This window comes from Arthrobacter sp. zg-Y1171, assembly GCF_025244845.1.
In the GTDB taxonomy this organism is placed as follows: Bacteria; Actinomycetota; Actinomycetes; order Actinomycetales; family Micrococcaceae; genus Arthrobacter_B.
In genome coordinates this window covers 2,375,225-2,392,004 of the sequence record NZ_CP104264.1, presented here as the reverse complement: position 1 = coordinate 2,392,004, position 16,780 = coordinate 2,375,225, and the positions used below count along the sequence as shown (strand labels likewise).

Annotated in this window: 17 protein-coding genes; 13 read left to right on the top strand and 4 right to left on the bottom strand. The window is 65.3% G+C overall.

Going from position 1 to position 16,780, the window contains the following annotated elements:
* The first annotated feature begins 30 nt into the window (after nt 1-30).
* Nucleotides 31-1,260, top strand: coding sequence for a glycosyltransferase family 4 protein (locus N2L00_RS11260; protein ID WP_255764700.1), 1,230 nt, complete (start codon nt 31-33; stop codon nt 1,258-1,260).
* Nucleotides 1,261-1,328: 68 nt separating this feature from the next.
* Here N2L00_RS11260 and N2L00_RS11255 read toward each other — a convergent pair whose 3' ends face one another.
* The gene (locus N2L00_RS11255) at nt 1,329-2,609 is read right to left on the bottom strand and encodes a hypothetical protein (RefSeq protein WP_255764699.1); all 1,281 of its coding nucleotides are present in this window, start codon (nt 2,607-2,609) and stop codon (nt 1,329-1,331) included.
* A 56-nt stretch (nt 2,610-2,665) separates the two neighbouring features.
* Complete coding sequence (locus N2L00_RS11250) at nt 2,666-5,365, bottom strand: GH25 family lysozyme (protein WP_304659651.1); 2,700 nt, start codon at nt 5,363-5,365, stop codon at nt 2,666-2,668.
* A 229-nt stretch (nt 5,366-5,594) separates the two neighbouring features.
* Here N2L00_RS11250 and N2L00_RS11240 point away from each other — a divergent pair, with 229 nt between their 5' ends.
* Nucleotides 5,595-6,038 (top strand): DUF2304 domain-containing protein, encoded by a 444-nt coding sequence (locus N2L00_RS11240; RefSeq protein ID WP_255764698.1) that lies wholly within the window; start codon nt 5,595-5,597, stop codon nt 6,036-6,038.
* Here N2L00_RS11240 and N2L00_RS11235 read toward each other — a convergent pair.
* Nucleotides 6,035-6,922, bottom strand: coding sequence for a glycosyltransferase (locus N2L00_RS11235; protein WP_255764697.1), 888 nt, complete (start codon nt 6,920-6,922; stop codon nt 6,035-6,037). The genes N2L00_RS11240 and N2L00_RS11235 overlap by 4 nt on opposite strands.
* Before the next feature lie 306 nt (nt 6,923-7,228).
* Here N2L00_RS11235 and N2L00_RS11230 point away from each other — a divergent pair, with 306 nt between their 5' ends.
* Genes N2L00_RS11230 through N2L00_RS11200 form a run of 7 tightly spaced genes read left to right on the top strand, consistent with a single transcriptional unit; the run spans nt 7,229 to nt 11,868 of the window.
* On the top strand, nt 7,229-8,455 hold the full coding sequence (locus N2L00_RS11230) for a CpaF family protein (protein WP_255765691.1): 1,227 nt from the start codon (nt 7,229-7,231) through the stop codon (nt 8,453-8,455).
* Complete coding sequence (locus tag N2L00_RS11225) at nt 8,452-9,309, top strand: type II secretion system F family protein (RefSeq protein ID WP_255764696.1); 858 nt, start codon at nt 8,452-8,454, stop codon at nt 9,307-9,309. The genes N2L00_RS11230 and N2L00_RS11225 overlap by 4 nt, the downstream gene beginning before the upstream one ends.
* Nucleotides 9,306-10,244 carry a type II secretion system F family protein gene (locus tag N2L00_RS11220; RefSeq protein ID WP_255764695.1) on the top strand — a complete coding sequence of 313 codons (939 nt, stop codon included), beginning with the start codon at nt 9,306-9,308 and terminating at the stop codon, nt 10,242-10,244. Before N2L00_RS11225 ends, N2L00_RS11220 begins: the two co-directional genes overlap by 4 nt.
* Before the next feature lie 47 nt (nt 10,245-10,291).
* Nucleotides 10,292-10,564, top strand: coding sequence for a hypothetical protein (locus N2L00_RS11215; protein ID WP_255765759.1), 273 nt, complete (start codon nt 10,292-10,294; stop codon nt 10,562-10,564).
* A complete protein-coding gene (locus tag N2L00_RS11210) occupies nt 10,561-10,977 on the top strand; it encodes a TadE/TadG family type IV pilus assembly protein (protein ID WP_255765690.1) in 417 nt (138 codons plus the stop codon). The genes N2L00_RS11215 and N2L00_RS11210 overlap by 4 nt, the downstream gene beginning before the upstream one ends.
* Nucleotides 10,961-11,398 (top strand): hypothetical protein, encoded by a 438-nt coding sequence (locus N2L00_RS11205; protein WP_255764694.1) that lies wholly within the window; start codon nt 10,961-10,963, stop codon nt 11,396-11,398. Before N2L00_RS11210 ends, N2L00_RS11205 begins: the two co-directional genes overlap by 17 nt.
* Nucleotides 11,395-11,868 (top strand): pilus assembly protein TadG-related protein, encoded by a 474-nt coding sequence (locus tag N2L00_RS11200; RefSeq protein ID WP_255764693.1) that lies wholly within the window; start codon nt 11,395-11,397, stop codon nt 11,866-11,868. The genes N2L00_RS11205 and N2L00_RS11200 overlap by 4 nt, the downstream gene beginning before the upstream one ends.
* Before the next feature lie 4 nt (nt 11,869-11,872).
* Here the strand turns inward: N2L00_RS11200 and N2L00_RS11195 are convergent, their stop codons facing one another.
* The gene (locus tag N2L00_RS11195) at nt 11,873-12,169 is read right to left on the bottom strand and encodes a hypothetical protein (protein WP_255764692.1); all 297 of its coding nucleotides are present in this window, start codon (nt 12,167-12,169) and stop codon (nt 11,873-11,875) included.
* 166 nt (nt 12,170-12,335) lie between these two features.
* Here N2L00_RS11195 and prfB point away from each other — a divergent pair, with 166 nt between their 5' ends.
* The 4 genes from prfB (at nt 12,336) to N2L00_RS11175 (ending at nt 16,757) form a co-directional block, all read left to right on the top strand.
* The gene (prfB, locus tag N2L00_RS11190; protein ID WP_227933148.1) at nt 12,336-13,454 is read left to right on the top strand and encodes a peptide chain release factor 2; all 1,119 of its coding nucleotides are present in this window, start codon (nt 12,336-12,338) and stop codon (nt 13,452-13,454) included.
* A 194-nt stretch (nt 13,455-13,648) separates the two neighbouring features.
* Nucleotides 13,649-14,404 (top strand): cell division ATP-binding protein FtsE, encoded by a 756-nt coding sequence (ftsE, locus tag N2L00_RS11185; protein ID WP_255764691.1) that lies wholly within the window; start codon nt 13,649-13,651, stop codon nt 14,402-14,404.
* Complete coding sequence (gene ftsX / locus N2L00_RS11180) at nt 14,401-15,303, top strand: permease-like cell division protein FtsX (protein WP_255764690.1); 903 nt, start codon at nt 14,401-14,403, stop codon at nt 15,301-15,303. The genes ftsE and ftsX overlap by 4 nt, the downstream gene beginning before the upstream one ends.
* Nucleotides 15,304-15,365: 62 nt before the next feature.
* Entirely contained in the window at nt 15,366-16,757 is a 1,392-nt protein-coding gene (locus N2L00_RS11175) for a M23 family metallopeptidase (protein ID WP_255764689.1), read from the top strand.
* Nucleotides 16,758-16,780 lie beyond the last annotated feature (23 nt).

Here is a 16,780-nt window from a genome sequence, read left to right as displayed (position 1 = left end):
GCAGTAAACATCAGGTGAGGAGCCTTGAACGTGCCCAACGAGAGAATCCTGGTTGTCTGCCAGCACTTTTGGCCTGAAGGATTCAGGCTCAACGATATTGCGGCGTATTTCGTGGAGAACGGCCTCGAGGTCGAGGTGCTGTGCGGGCTGCCGAACTACCCCAAGGGCGAACTGTTCCCGGGGTACACGTTCAAGGGTCCTTACCGGGAGAACCACAACGGGATCGACGTCCACCGGACGCTTGAGATTCCCCGGCGCGGCAACACCAGCGCCAGGATCTTCCTGAACTACGTTTCGTTCCCCTTCTTCAGCCTGTTCCACATCCCCAGGATGCTGTTCGGGAAGTATGACCGGATCTTCCTGTACCAGCTTTCCCCGGTCATGATGTCGCTGGCAGGCATCATCGTGGGCAAGATCCGCAGGATTGAAACCACGATGTACGTCCTGGACCTTTGGCCGGAGAACCTTTACTCGGTCATCAACGTGAAGAACAGGTTCCTCCGCGGGATGCTCGAGAAGGTTTCCCACTGGCACTACCGCAACGTGGATAAAATCGTGGTTCTTTCGGACCTGATGAAGGAACGGCTGTCGGGAGTGTCCGGCCTTCCCGCCGAGAAGATCACGGTCATCCCGCAGGCCTGCGAGAAACTCTACGAAGAGCAGATTGTCGACGAGGATCTTGCCCGCCGGTTCGAGGGCGGCTTCAAGGTGGTTTTCGCCGGCAACATCAGCCCTGCCCAGTCCTTCGACACCATGATCGAGGCTGCCCGGCTGATCCGTGACGAAGGCATCGACGACGTCCAATGGGTGATTGTCGGTGACGGAATGAGCAGGGCCGAGGTGGAAGCCACGGTGCAGGAGAAGGGCCTCTCCGACAGCTTCCACTTCGAAGGCCAGCGGCCGGTCGGGGACATTCCCCGCTACACGGGCATCGCTGACGCGCTGGTGGGATGCCTGGTGACCAGCGACCTTCTCGAAGCGACCATCCCCGCGAAGGTGCTTTCCTATATCGCCTCCGGCAAGCCGCTGGTCCTGGCGATGGACGGCGAGGTCCGCCGCCTCGTGATGGACGAAGCCGGCTGCGGTCTCGTGGGACCCACGGAAGACGCCCGTGCGCTGGCGGACAACGTGGTCAAGCTCTACCGGATGAGCAATGCCGAACGTGAATCCCTGGGGGAGTCAGGCCGGGCCTACCACTTCGAGAACCTGGAACGGAACATCGTGCTGGGTAAGCTGAAGGACTTCATCCTCGAGGCGTAAAGCCGCCCTGTCACTGCCTGCTTCGGCGGCGCTGCCTATGAGGCGGCGCCGCCTTTTACGTGGCGGCGCTACTTAGCGGTGCTGCCGGAGGGCAGCCGGAGCAGGGCAATGACGTGGACGGCTATCCCGGCCAGCGGTCCAACCGTCAGGCTCAGGACGCACCGCAGGTCCAGCGGGACCGGAAGCAGCAGCAGCAGGACGGACACGACGGTACCGAGAATCCACCCGATCGAGTAGACCCGGTGATGGCCCAGGGCGATGGCCGCCGTACCGGTCAGGGTGATCAGGGCGATCAGGCTCGCGGCGAATGTCAGCCCGGCCAGGACCCAGCCGGAAATACGGTAGTCAGGCCCGAAAATGCCCATCAGGGACGGTCCGACCAGGGCGGCCAACCCGGCGCCCACCAGTCCGACAAGCAGGATGGCCCCTACCGGCTTCACGAAGGCGGAGAGGCTCCCGCGTGCCTGCATAATCAGGTTCATCGCCACGCCCTGGAAGGCCTGCAGCGGAATCATGATCGGCGCGCGGGTCATGGAGACGGCCAGCAGCAGCGGCGCTGAAAGCGCGTACTCCTCCGGCGTTGCGGTCATCTTGACCAGGATGGGGAAACCGACCACCAGGGTGGCCGAGGACGCCGCTGACAGCAAGGCGTAGCCGGTTTGGCGCAGCGTGCCGCCCAGGCCTACGTCCGAGCGTGCCCACGCCGCCGAACGCGCTGCGGGGGAGAAAATGATCAGCGAAAGCCATGCCGCCAGGGAGGCGATGCAGGCCAGCTCGACGCCGATCAGCGGAGCGGCCAGGAGCGCCGCCGCGCCGATGGCGGCAAACCGGATCAACGATTCCAGGGTCACCAGGTTCGCGAAGGTTCCCCAGCGGTCGGTTCCCTGAAGGCTGCCGGCGAGGGCTGCGTGCCCGGAATACAGGACGGCGAAGACGGCAAGCGCCGTCATCACCAGTCCGGTGTTTCCGGGGAAGAGATGCCGGCCGAGCGGCCAGAGGGCCAGTATCACGGCGGCCGCACCCACTCCGATGAGCGCCCCGGAAAGGATCGGGCGGGAGAACCATCCGCCGTGTGCAGGGGCACCCAGAACCACCGCATGCGTGGATCGTGTGGACTCTGCCTGAATGCCGCCCAGCGTTCCCTGGACGAAAAACAGGGCCGCCCAGAACGCCAGGAAGTCCGCGTTCTCCTCAATGGAAAGCGTCCTGCTGGTCACGAGGAGGATGAGGACGCCGGCGAGGGCGGAGATGATGGACGAAATCCCTACCCTGGAGGCGCTTTTCCCGGTGAAGCCACCGCCGCCCGGTCCTGAGACTGCCTTGGTGGGGTTGGTTTCACGTCGCGTCAAAATCAGTGCCTCTTGTCCTGTCGGTGCCCCAGCCAGTCTACTTTACCCGCAGTGCCCTAGGCCCGGCGCGGGGTTACCCGGACACCGCCTGACTGTGTCCACGTAACGGTTGTCCGCTCGAAGTTCTGCGTGCAGGAGGTGCTGCCGGAGCAGGTCTGGTTTCCCGTCGACATTCCCCAGGTGCCGTGGATTCCGCCGGAGGCGGTCCACGCGGTGCCGATCTGGCCGGGCAGGTAGATGCTGCTCACTCCGTTGGCCTGGGTCCAGTACGCGGTGGTCCGTTCAAAGTCCTGCGTGCAGTAGGTCGGGTAGCACACCTGGTTTTCCGTCGGCATGCCCCACGTTCCGTGGATCCTGCCGGACGCGGTCCAGGCCTTGCCGATCGGATCCGCAAGGACAACAGTCTTGACGCCCTTGGCCGCAGTCCAGTACGCGACGGTCCGTTCAAAGACCTGCGTGCAGTAGGTGGGCTCACAGGTCTCGGGAGACTGGGGCAGGCCCCAGGAGGAGGAACCGAAGATGGTTCCCGAGGCGGTCCAGGCCTTGCCGATGGGGCCGGTGGTCTGGACCGTGGTTACGGCTCCGTTTTTCGGCCAGTAGGCCGTGTGGCGTTCGAATACCTGCGTGCAGTAGGTCGGGTAGCACGCCTGGTTGGTCAGGGGGATGCCCCAGGACGCGGCGCCGCCGAGCCCGCCGGAGGCTTTCCAGGCCTTGCCGACGCTCTCATTCAGTGCCACGGAGGTGACGCCGGTGGCCTGCATCGAATAGACGGAACGGCTCTCGAACTCCTGCGTGCAGTAGGTCGGGTAGCAGGCCTCGTTGCCGGTGGGCCTGCCCCAGCCGGAGGTTTTGCCAGCACCGGTCCAGGCGCCGCCGATGAGGGAGGACGTCCTGACGGTGTGGACTCCCGAAGCCTGGGTCCAGAACGCGGTGTCCCGTTCGAAGGTCTGGGTGCAGACGTTGCCGGTGCAGGTTTCCCCGCTGGTGGGCATACCCCAGGAAGCGGCGCCGTAGATGGTTCCGGCAGCCCGCCAGGCGCTGCCGATGGCGCCGGGCAGGTAAATGGTGCGCACGGCGCCGTCGTTGCCGCGGTAAGCGGCGGTACGTTCAAAGGACTGTGTGCAGTACGTGGGCTCACAGATGTGGTTGCTGCTGGGGATGCCCCAGGACGCAGAACCGTAGATTGTGCCTGCAGCGGTCCATGCCCGGCCGATCTCCGTGTTGAGGAGGACCGTGCTGACGCCCGAGGACGGCCGGAAGTAGGCCACCGCCCGTTCGTAGCTCTGCGTGCAGTAAACGCTGCCGTAACAGACTTCTGCGCCCGTGGGCAGGCCCCAGGACGAGGCGCCGTAAATGGTGCCGGCGGCCTTCCAGGCATTGCCGATGGCTCCGGCGGTGTAAACGGTCCTGACTTCTCCTGTGGAGGTAATCAAATAGGCCGTCGTCCGGTCGAAAGCCTGGGTGCAGTAGGTCGGATAGCAGCTTTCGTTGCCTGTCGGCAGCCCCCAGGAGCCGTCAACGCCGTTGGCTGCCTGCCAGGCCGCACCGATCGGCCTGCGGGTATCCACGTTGTAGCTGTCGGCGCGGCGGCTGAATTCGTGGAGCTCGGTGGAGCTGCCGTTGAAGACGTTGGAGTCCCCGGCGAACGGTCCGCTGCTGCTGTACTGCCAGACGTTGTAGCTTGACCAGCCGGCGGGCAGGGCGCCTGCACCTACCTGGTTGTAGTTGGCGATGTGCAGCGGGTGGTCGGCAAACGCCGTGCTGCTGCCCGTGCACCGGTTCCACCAGTCCGTCGTGGAATAGATCATGGGCAGCCGGCCGGTCCGTGCCTTCACCGTATTGGAGAAGTCCCGGATCCAGGACACCATCTGCGCCGCGGAAAGGTTGTAGCAGGTGTTGCCCAGCTCGGCGTAGGGGTTGTACTCGATGTCCAGCAGCGGGGGCAGCGTGCGGCCGTCGGCGGACCACCCGCCGCCGTTGTTGACGAAGTAGTTTGCCTGATCCGCGCCCGAAGAGACACCGGGAATGGCAAAGTGGTAGGCCCCGCGGTACATGCCTACGTCCACCGAGCCGTTGTACTGCTGGTTGTAGTAAGGGTTTTTGTACGACGTCGCTTCGGTCGCCTTCACGTACGCGAACCGGGAACCCTGGTTCCAGGCGTAGCGCCAGTCGACGTCGAGCTGGTGGCTGCTGACATCCATGCCCTGGATGCCCGGCGGACGCCAGTCCGCTGCGAGCTGGATGTTGGCTGCCAGCGAGATGGAGGCGGCCGGGGCAGCCTGCGGTGTTTTCGTTGCCGGAGCGTCCGGCAGCACGCCGTCCCCTGCCAGCCGCTCGACCTTTGCTTCCAGCGCTGTTTCCTCAGCGGTGGGCACCTGGGCATTTCCCGTTTCTTCCAGCCGTTCCAGGCCCTGCCCCATTTTCGCTCCGAGCGGTCCGATGAGTTCGGCCAGCCAGTCTTCCTCGACGGCGCCGCTTTCGGGCTCCACCGGCGGGGTCGCCTCGGGCGTGCCCTCAGCGGGCGCGGACGGTGTGGCGGGCACCGGAGCCGCTGTCGGCCGGGGTGCCGGCGCGGCGCTCTCGGCGGGCTCCGCGGGTTCAGCCGTGGGTGCCGGGCTGGTTGCGGGTGTTTCGACCGGTGCCGGCTGCTGGACGGCGCCAGGTTGTTCCGCGGCTACGGCGGGAAGTGTGCCGGAGGTCAAGGCAACGGCGAGGGCGACCCCGGAAAGCCATTTAAGGGAAAGGGTGCGTGTCATGGGAGCTCCGGTGGGGCAAATGTTAAAGAAGGGGCGGGTGAGAAGAGAATACCGGAAGAACCGGGACGTTTCGGGATATCGGCAATAAGCCGGAGAAGCGCCTGTCGGAGAACGAATTGACCGCGTAACACTCGTTTTTAAAGCAGTGATCTTCTAGTGTCGGGCTTCAAGTCATCACAGGAAGTAAGGACCAATACCCCGTGCGGCTCACCTTGATCCACCCTGAACAATGACCGGTTTTCCGGTAATCGCCGGTGCGGTCGTAGTGCTGGCGGCGATTACTGTCCTGCTTCGCCGGCGGAAGCTGCGGGAGAAATACACGTTTCTCTGGTTGATCGTCGGGACGGTGACCCTGGTACTCGCCCTGTTCCCCGGAATCCTGCGGTGGGCGAGTGAACTTCTGGGCGTTCAGGTGCCCTCCAATCTGCTTTTCGCCGTGGCAATTGTTTTTCTGGCCGGGGTGTGCCTCCACCTTTCACTCGAGGTGACAGCAGTGGAAGATGAAAGCCGCATATTGGCAGAGGAACTTTCGATTCTGCGCGCACAGTTCGAGCAGGCACGGCAGCGCGGCGAACCGGGCAAGCGCGGCGAACCGGGCAGGGGACTGCCGGGCGACGGCGGGCAGGAATCCGGAGGCAGGGCCGGCGGGAACGGGGAAGACCCGCCGGGCTAGGTCAGTGCGTGGCGGCCCAGGACCTGGATCCCGGTGGACGTGGGCCGCGGCAGGGAACGCATCAGCAGCGACACGGCGTGCAGCCGGGATGTCCAGTGCAGCCGGGCGGCGCGGGCCGCCCGGTTCCAGCCGAGCCCGGTGAAGCGCAGCGCCTGGTCCTGGAAGAACCGGCGTTCCTCATCAAAGCGGCGGCCGTCCATCGCCCGGACCGAGGAATCCGAGGCGTCGTGGCGGCGGTAGTGGAAAACGACGTCGCCCGTGGACACCACAATGGAGCCGCCCGAGGCGGCAATGTCCATCAGCAGCGCAAGGTCCTGCACGACGTCGTACTCCGGCCGGAAACCGAATCCCTGGATCACCTCCCGGCGCCAGGCCAGCGAGGGAAAGTAATGCCAGCCGGCGTGCAGGAGGCTGGCTGCCATTTCTTCTCCCGCGAGGGACACCGTTCCCCCGGAACCCGGCGTCAGCACGGATTTGATCCGGTCCACCAGGGTCGAGACGGCCAGCCCGTCACCGTCGATGACGCTGACCCCCGGCTGTACGACGGCGGCCCCGGGGTAGGCGTCCAGCAAACCCAGGACGGCGTCCAGGTAACCGGGGAGCATCACGTCGTCGGCGCCCATCATGACCACTACCGGAGCCTCGGCAAGGCCGAGTGCCTTCTGGAAATTCCTGTTGGCACCGAGGTTCTCTTCGTTGCGTTCGTAGTGGATCCGCGGATCCTGCAGCGAGGTGAACCACCCGCGCGGATCGCCGCCGGGATACGCATCATCCAGCACCAGCAGCCGCCAGTCCGGACTGTCCTGGTCCTGGACGCTGCGGACGGACTGCCGCATCAGGTCTTCGTCGCCGTAATAGGGGAGCAGAATGTCGACCGCAGCCATGGCGCCGCCCTTGAATCGCGCCTTTGGCGCCGGGAAAGCAGAGAAACCCGGCTGCCTTGAATACGGCCAGTTTAGGATCCGGGTACCTAGCCAACAATAGAAAATCACCTAGGTGGTACCTGCTTCCGGTGATTCTCCTGCGGAGTTTCGCGGGCCGCATCCACCGGGGCGGTCTTTATCCACAGCTGCCGGGCACTACCCTCGCCTTCGCCCGGCGCAGCCTTTATCGTGTGGCCCGTTGGCCGGAGCGGACCAACGCCAGTCTCGTGCCGGTGCCTTCGGGCAGCGGCCATGCCGGGGGTAGCGATGGATGCAGCGCGGATAGTCGAAGACGAGGTACGCGAGCTCATCCGCGTGCGCGGGCTGGATCCGCAGGAACAGTCCGCGGAGGTTCGCCGGCTCGTGGATGCTGCCGTCTCCGATTACGACGACCGCTCCCTGCTGGGGACCCTGCCGCCGCTGGGGCGGCCGGAATCCGTTCGCCGGCAGGTCTTCGACGCCGTGGCGGGCTTCGGTGCGCTCCAGCCGCTGCTGGATGATCCCACGGTCGAAGAAGTGTGGATCAACTCGCCCTCCGAGGTTTATGTCGCACGGGACGGCCGGTCCGAGCTGACTTCCCTGACGCTGACGGCCGAGCAGGTCCGGCTGCTGGTGGAACGGATGCTGAAGTCCTCCGGCCGGCGGCTTGATCTTTCCTCCCCGTTCGTAGACGCGGCGCTACCGGACGGGTCCCGCCTGCACGTGGCCATCCCGGACGTGACCAGGCGGCACTGGGCCGTGAATATCCGCAAGTTCGTCGCCCGGGCCCGCCGCCTCGACCACCTTGTGGAACTGGGCACGCTGACCCCTGATGCTGCCCGCTTCCTCGGAGCCGCCGTGGCTGCCGGGTTGAACATCCTCGTCTCCGGCGCCACGCAGGCGGGGAAAACCACCATGCTCAACTGTCTTGCTGCGGCCATCGGACCAAGGGAACGGGTGGTTACGGTCGAGGAGATCTTTGAACTGCAGCTCCCCCTTCGGGACGTGGTGGGGCTGCAGTGCCGTCAGCCGAACCTGGAGGGACAGGGTGAAATCCCGCTCCGCAGGCTCGTGAAGGAAGCATTGCGCATGCGCCCGGACCGGCTGATCGTGGGGGAGGTCCGTGAAGCCGAGAGCCTCGACATGCTGATTGCGCTGAACGCGGGTTTGCCCGGCATGTGCACCATCCACGCGAACAGCGCCCGGGACGCGGTAACCAAGCTGTGCACACTGCCCCTGCTGGCGGGGAACAATATTTCCAGTGCCTTCGTGGTTCCGACCGTGGCGTCCTGCATCGACCTGGTGGTCCACTGCTCCAGAACCGGCACGGGACGACGCGAGGTCACCGAAATCCTGGCCTTGGGACGGCGGGTGGAAGGCGGAATCATCGAGTCGTCCCCGGTATTCGGCCCGGTGGACGGCAAGCTGGCCGTGACGGCTTCCTCCATGCCGTCGGCTGACAAATTCGCTCTGGCCGGCGTGAACGTCGCTGCCCTGCTCGGGGCGGCAGCATGAGCGCTGCAGCGGGGTTGACCCTGGGCATGGGATTGCTGCTGCTGTGGCAGTCCTGCTGGAGCACGACAGCCCGTACCCCTTCCCGGCGGCGTCGAACCGGATACCTGGACGATCTGCTGCGGCAGGCCGGCATCGAACGGGTCAGGGCCGCCGGACTCCTCGCCGCGTGCGCCGTCACGGGTGTTTTCGTCCTTCTCCTGTTCTTCATCCTGACGCTGTCATTACCCATCGCGGCCTGCTTCGCGCTTTTCGGGGCGGGACTGCCTTACGCGTTAGTGCGTATGCAGGCCCGACGCAGGAGGGCCTCGCTGGCGGAACTGTGGCCCGACGTCGTCGACCACCTGCGCTCTGCAATCCGGGCAGGCCTGTCGCTTCCGGAGGCCCTCATCCAATTGGCCGGGAACGGCCCGGAGGAGCTGCGGGGATACTTCCGGGCCTTTGCCGCCGACTACCGGTCCGGAGGCAACTTCGAGGATTCGCTGACCCGGCTCAAGGACAACCTCGCGGACCCGGTGGCGGACCGCATCATCGAAGCCCTGCGGATCACCCGCCAGGTAGGCGGCACCGATCTGGGCAGGCTCCTCGGCACACTGGCCGGTTTTCTCCGTGAAAACGCGCGGACCCGGAGCGAGCTGCTGGCACGGCAGTCCTGGACCGTCAACGCAGCGAGGCTGGCCGTGGCGGCGCCCTGGGCGGTGCTGCTGCTGCTGGCGGCGCGCCCGGAAACCGCCGCAGCCTACAACTCCGCTGCGGGCGCGACGGTCCTGGTCGCCGGAATCGGCATCTCCGTCCTTTGCTACCGCCTGATGCTCCGGATAGGCGCGTTGCCCGAAGACGTGCGGGTGCTGCGGTGACGCCCGGGATGGCGGCAGCGGTGCTGGCTGGAGCCCTGATGGGCACCGGGCTGTTGCTGGTCCTCCACCGGCTGCCGCCGCTGCGGCAGAGGACCTTCACTGCGCGCGTGGAACCGCAGCTGCGTTCCGTGCGGCCCGCGTCGGGGCTCCTGCTGTCCGCCTCCGACATCACGCCTTTCGGCCCGCTGGAGCGGATCCTGCGTCCGTTGCTCCACGACGCCGTCCGCCGGCTGGCCCGCTGGTCTCCGGCCAACCGGACCCTCGCGCAGCGGCTGCAGCAGGCAGGCGGGAACAAATCCGTGTCGGACTACCGTGCAGAGCAGGTCTTATGTGCCGGTTCGGGGTTCCTGGCCGGGGGAGCCGCAGGCGCGCTTCTCGCCGGGAGCGGTCGCATAGGACTTGTATCGGTGGCCTTTGGTATATGTGCCTGCGCCGTTGCCGGATTCCTGCTGCGGGACTACCTGCTGACCCGGCAGATCGAACGGCGCAACAGCCGCATCCTCGCCGAATTCCCCAGCCTTGCCGAAATGATGGCGCTCGCCGTCAGCGCAGGGGAAAGCGCCGTCGGTGCGCTGGAACGCGTTTCCGTCGCTGCGCAGGGGGAACTGGCAGACGAGTTCAGTCGTGTCCTTGCCCAGACCCGCTCAGGACACCCGCTCACCAAAGCCCTGCAGGACTTCTCCGACCGGATCCGTCTGGCGCCGTTAACCCGTTTCGTCGACGGAGTCACCGTTGCCGTCGACCGCGGAACACCATTGGCAGATGTTATGCGTGCACAGGCCCAGGACGTCAGGGACAGCGCCAAGCGTGAACTGATGGAGACCGCAGGCAAGAAGGAAATAGCCATGATGGTGCCCGTGGTTTTCGGAATCCTGCCGTTGACCGTGCTGTTTGCGGTGTTTCCGGGCCTGGCGCTGCTGAGGCTGGGGCTATGAGGCGGCAGGTGAAGGCAAGGCCAAGCATGTCGAGGGATGGAGACAGGATGAGCAGCAATAATGCGAGCAGGCACCGGAACAGCGCACATGCGCCAGGTGAAGGATGGAGAGCGGCCGTCGCACTGGCAGCGGGATGGTGGTACCGGCTGGTGCGGCAGTGCCAGGCAGCTCTGCACCCGAAGGACCCGGAGCGCGGAGATGTGCCCGGGTGGGTGATGATCACCCTCATGTCCGCCATCCTCGTGGCTGGACTGCTGCTCCTGGTGCAGCCGGCCCTTGAGCGGTTGTTCGAATCCGCAATAGAACAGGTGCAGCCATAAAGCGCTGGCAGGGTCGCCGGGCGGACCGGTTTGCCGGCTGCGGTCCGGAGCGGGAACGGGGATCCGCCGTCGTCGACTTCGTTATGGTGGGCGCGCTGGTGAGCCTGGTGTTTATGGCTGTGGTGCAGTTGGCGCTGGTGCTGCACGTTCGCAACACCCTGATCGACGCCGCAGCCACGGGCGCGCGCTACGGCACGCTGGCGGACCGCACCCCGGCGGACGGCGCGGCGCGTACGGCCGCCCTGATCGGCAGCTCACTCGGCGAGGAGTATGCCGGGGACGTTAGCTACGCAGAGCAGACCGTGGACGGCGCACGCCTGCTGGAGATCACGGTGCGGGCACCGCTGCCGGTCATCGGTTTCATCGGACCCGGTGACGGAATCGAGGTGAAGGGGCATGCGGCCAGACGGTGAGGGAGAGACGGGACAGGCACCAAACGACGCCGGCAGTGCCGTCGTCGAGTTCATTTTCCTGGGCCTGATCCTCCTGGTGCCCGTGGTGTATCTCGTGATCACCGTCGGCCGGATCCAGGCGGCGTCCTTCGCAGTGGTCGGTGCGGCCGACGCTGCGGCCAAGGTCTATGCGGCAGCACCCGACGCTGTGGTTGGCGAACAGCAGGCGGCAGATGCGGCCGAGCTCGCGCTGAGCGACTTCGGGCTGCAGGCGGACGGCATGCTGATGGACATCAGCTGCTCCGAAACCTGTCTGGCACCCGGCTCGACCGTCACTGTCAGCGTCCGGTATGAGGTGCCGCTTCCCGGGCTTCCGCGGGCTGACGGGTCGCCGGTAGCGGTGGATTCCGAGTCCACGCAGGTTGTGGAGCGCAACGGATGAGCCGGGGGTTTGGGAAACGGCCGCCGGCCGGGCAGCGGGAGGACGGGGAGCGCGGGCAGGTCGGGGTGCTGATCATCGGGTACACCGTGCTGGCACTGCTGACCGTCACAGTGGTGATGGCGGCGTCGTCCGTCTATCTCGGGCAGAAAAAGCTGCTTTCGGCTGCCGACGGTGCGGCCGTGGCTGCGGCGGACACGTTCTCGCTGGGGGAGGCCGCCGCAGGAACGGGGCCGGCGGCCGTGCTGGAGGCCGACGCCGTCCGCAGCGCCGCCCGCCGCTATCTCGCCGAAACGGGTGCGGAGGAACGGTTCACGGAGCTTGCGGTAACCGAAGAGACCGGCACGGCGGACGGCCGGACCGCGCGCGTGGTTCTGGCGGCGCGGGTCCATCCGCCCATCGTCAATTTCCTGGTGCCGGACGGAATCTCCATCACCGCGGTCAGTGAAGCCCGGGCCCGGCTGCTGCAGTGAAAAGTTACGAAGCCTTCCGCTGTGCCTGCGCCTGCGCCTGTGCCTCGCGCACCGGGCCGTGGCCCCAGCCGCCGTGGTCCACGTCCAGGATCCGGCCGTCCTCGCCGTAGCAAATGGTCACCGGCTCACCGAACTGTTCGCAGTCGCTGTCAGGGCACTTGTCCTTCATATTGCCCACATACTCGTTGGAAAAGTGTTGCTCCCACTCGTCCACTTTGCCCATGGCCCAGGGATCGCCCTGCTCGGCAAGGTCGTTGAGTTCGTCCAGGGTGTACATGCGTCCGCGCTCGGGATGGGTCAAGAGAGGCTCCTTCGAAAGGGCGTACATTCCATATCCGTCCCCATTAATCTAACGCCGCCCACGGACACCGCCGCGCGCATCGGCCCCGGCGCGTCCCGGTGTCGGCATTGCCCGGCACGACGACGGCGGGCAGCGGCGCAGGGACATGGCGTAGTCTGTAAGCACCATGGCAGAAATAGATTTTCCCGCAGAAATCCGCGCCCTCCGCTCCACTTTCGCCTCCATTGAAGAGGTCTCGGACGTGGCAAAGATCAAAGAGGACATCGAAGAGCTGAGCGAGATGGCCGGCGTCCCCGATCTTTGGGACGACCCCTCCGAGGCGCAGAAGATCACTTCCAAGCTCTCGCACCGCCAGTCGGAGCTGGAGCGCCTGCAGACCATCGAATCCCGCATCGACGACCTTGAGGTCCTGGTGGAACTGGCCCAGGACGAGGCCGACGCGGATTCCAAGGCCGAGGCCGTGACGGAACTGGAGTCCCTGCGCCGGTCCCTGTCCCAGCTGGAAGTCGTCACCCTGCTTTCCGGTGAATACGACGAACGCGAAGCCGTGGTGACCATCCGTTCCGGTGCCGGGGGAGTGGACGCCGCAGACTTCGCCGAGATGCTGCTGCGCATGTACCTGCGCTGGGCCGAACGGCACGGATACCCCACCACCGTCCTGGATACCTCCTACGCCGAAGAGGCCGGCCTCAAGTCCGCCACCTTCGAGGTCAAGGCTCCCTACGCCTACGGCACCCTGGTGGTGGAGGCCGGCACGCACCGCCTGGTCCGCATCAGCCCGTTCGACAACCAGGGCCGCCGGCAGACGTCCTTTGCCGCCGTCGAGGTCATTCCGCTGATCGCACCCACGGACCACATCGACATCCCGGACAACGAAATCCGCGTCGACGTCTTCCGCTCCTCCGGTCCGGGCGGCCAGTCCGTGAACACCACCGACTCCGCCGTCCGGCTCACCCACCTTCCCACCGGCACGGTGGTCTCCATGCAGAACGAAAAGTCTCAGCTGCAAAACCGTGCCGCCGCCATGCGCGTGCTCCAGTCCCGCCTGCTGCTGTTGAAGAAGGAGCAGGAGGACGCCGAGAAGAAGGCCTTTGCCGGCGACGTCAAGGCTTCCTGGGGCGACCAGATGCGCTCCTACGTGCTCAACCCGTACCAGATGGTCAAGGACCTCCGCACCGAACACGAGGTGGGCAACACCTCCGCAGTGTTCGACGGCGAGATTGACGACTTCATCGATGCCGGCATCCGCTGGCGTGCGCACGGCAGCGTCTCCGCCCGCAAATAGGCCGCGGCGGCTGCGGTCGGGGACTGGACCCCGTCCGCGGGCAGGTTCCCGGCCCCCTGGTGCCGGTGTGCAGTCCGACACGCGCTATCGGGTTGTGGCTCACTGCGTCGGAAGCTGGCTATAGTCGAGAGGCCGGTGCCCATACCCCGAACCAAGGCCCGTGTCTCCGGCCGCTTCATGGGCACTAAGTAGTGATGATCACTTTCGACAATGTCACCAAGCTCTATGACCGGAACTCCCGGCCTGCGCTCAACTCGGTCAGCCTTGACGTGGACCGCGGCGAGTTCGTGTTTCTCGTAGGCGCTTCCGGCTCCGGTAAATCGACGTTTATCCGGCTGATCATGAAAGAGGAGCACGCCACCAAGGGCACCGTCTACGTAGCCGGCGCCAACGTGGCGAAGATTCCGAGCTGGCGGGTGCCGCGGCTCCGCCGGGGGATCGGCGTCGTATTCCAGGACTTCCGCCTGCTTCCCAACAAGACGGTTTTTGCGAACGTTGCCTTCGCCATGCAGGTGATCGGCCGCAGCCGTGCCGTTATCCGCGACTCGGTGCCCGAAGTCCTCAAGACGGTCGGGCTCGAGGGGAAGGGTAACCGCATGCCGCACGAACTTTCCGGCGGTGAACAGCAGCGCGTGGCAATCGCAAGGGCGATTGTGAATAAGCCCGGCATCCTGCTCGCCGATGAGCCGACCGGAAACCTGGACCCCACCACGTCTTTGGGCATCATGAAGGTGCTGGACCGGGTGAACCAGAACGGCACCACGGTGGTGATGGCTACGCACGACGACGATATCGTCAACGCCATGCGCAAGCGCGTGGTGGAACTGCGCAACGGCAAGATCATCCGTGACGAGCATGAGGGCATCTACCTGGGCGAACCGGAGCCGGAGCGGGACGGATCAGACGTGCCGGATGGGTCCAGCCGTACGGAGAGCGGGGTAGCCGAATGAGGCTCGCATTTGTCCTGGGCGAGATCGGTTCCGGGCTCCGCCGGAACCTGTCCATGGTTGTCTCCGTAATCCTCGTGACCTTCGTGTCGCTGACGTTTGTGGGGGCGGCAGGGCTGCTGCAGCTGCAGATCGGCCAGATGAAGGGCTATTGGTATGACCGCGTGCAGGTTGCGGTCTACCTGTGCACAGAGAACGACACCTCCGCGTCCTGCGCTTCCGGTGCCGTCACCGACGAGCAGCGCTCTGCCATCGAGGCGGACCTGCAGGCGGACCGTTACGTGGAAACCGTTGAGTATGAAGACCAGGAAACCGCGCTGACCCACTTCCGCGAGCAGTTCGCGAACTCTCCGATCGTGGACAGCATCACCGCCGACATGCTGCCGGAGTCCTTCCGGGTGTCCCTGGTGGACCCCGAAAAGTATGAGGTCATCAACGAGGCGTTCTCCTCCAAGCCTGGCGTCGAGTCCGTCAGCGACCAGCGTGAACTCTTCGAAAAGATGTTTACGTACCTGAACCTTGCCTCCGTTGCCGCGCTGTCCATCGCCGGCGTTATGCTGGTCTGCGCCATCCTGCTGATTGCCACCACCATCCGGCTTTCGGCGTTCAGCCGACGGCGGGAAACGGGCATCATGCGCCTGGTGGGCGCCTCCAAGGCCGTCATCCAGCTGCCGTTCGTGCTGGAAGGTGTGATCGCCGCCGTCATCGGTGCAGTGCTGGCCTCAGCGGCACTATGGAGCACCGCGCACTTCTTTATCGGAAACCTGGCGCGGCAATACCCCACCACGGCCTTTATCTCGTCGGAACAGGTCCTGTACCTGACACCCGTTCTACTTGTTCTCGGAGCGCTGTTGGCGGGAGTATCCTCGCTCTTGACACTCCGCCGGTACCTGAAGGTCTAGAGTCATGAGCACTGGGAATGGAATCTGCAAGATCATGGAGAGTCTCATCAATGGATAATGCTGTGCCTAAACGAATCGGACGTGCGCCGGCGTCCCGGGCCCTGGCGGCGGTTGTCGCCCTCCTGACGCTGACGCTCTCCGTTGCGTTCAGCAGCGCGGCAAGTGCAGACGACCTCGAGGACCGCAAGGCTGCCATCGAAGCCGAGAAGCAGAAGGTCCAGGAAGACTACGAGTACCTCGGCGAAGATATTGCCGAGACGGTAGCCAAGCTCAACATCTACAAGGGCCAGCTCCCGGCCGCACAGCAGCAGCTCGCCGATGCCGAGGGACGTGTCGACAGTGCCGCCGGCAAGGTGAGCGCCTTGAATGAACGCGTTGCCCTCGCCCAGAACACCCACGAAACCATTACGGCGCAGATCGAGAAGGACCGTGAGAACATTGCGGCCACCGAAAAGGCGATCGGACAGATTGCCTCCCAGGCCTATAAAAACGGCGGTGTTCCCTCCACCCTCTCGCTGATGTTCGGCGCCAAGGGTGCGGACAGCCTCACCGATTCGCTCGGCATGGCGGAACAAGCGCTTAAGGGCCAGAACGCCGCCGTGGAAAAGCTGTCCCAGCAGAACGCCAATAACGTGAATTCCGAGGCGCGGCTGTCAGCTGTGGCCGACGAGATCAGCAAGCTCAAGGCCCAGGCGGAAGAAGCACTCAAGGCCGAACAGTCCGCGCGTGACGCGGCAGCCGCGGAGAAGCAGAAGGTGGACGACCTGGTTGCCCAGACCACGGCGATGAACCAGGAGCTGGAGGCGCAGAAGCCGAAGCTCCAGTCCCAGATGGCCAGCTTGGAAAAGGAAAGTGCCCAGGTCACTGCGGATATCGCGGAGCGGCAGCGGGTCCTGCTCGAGGAACACCGCAAACGCGAACAGGCCCGCATTGACGAAGCCAACCGCGCAGCGGCCGAAGAAGCAGCGCGGAACAACCGTCCCGCACCGCCGGCCCAGAACATTCCGCAGCCGGGCAGTCCGTCCTCCTTCGGGCTTCGCCCTCCGGTAGTCGGCGCTCCTATTTCCTCCGGCTTCGGCTGGCGCGCAACCCCGGCCGGATCCATCGACTTCTTCGGCAACGGCGGTTACCTGCACTCCGGCATCGACTATGCGCCGTCCTGCAACACGCCGGTCTATGCGCCTGCCGCAGGCGAGGTCTGGCGGGCCGACCAGGGCGGCGGGGAAATGATCGGAACGGGCAACCGGATTGTCCTCAATCACGGTGTGGTGAAGGGCAACGTCCTGGCCACCAACTATTACCACCTCAACGGCTTCGCGGTGGGCGCCGGACAGTGGGTGGAGCAGGGCCAGCTGATCGGATATGTGGGGAGCACCGGAAATTCCACCGGCTGCCACCTGCATTTCGAGACAGTGCTCAATGGTGCCCTGGTGGACCCGAGGACGTTGCTCTAGGCCTACAATAGAGCTTTCGCTAG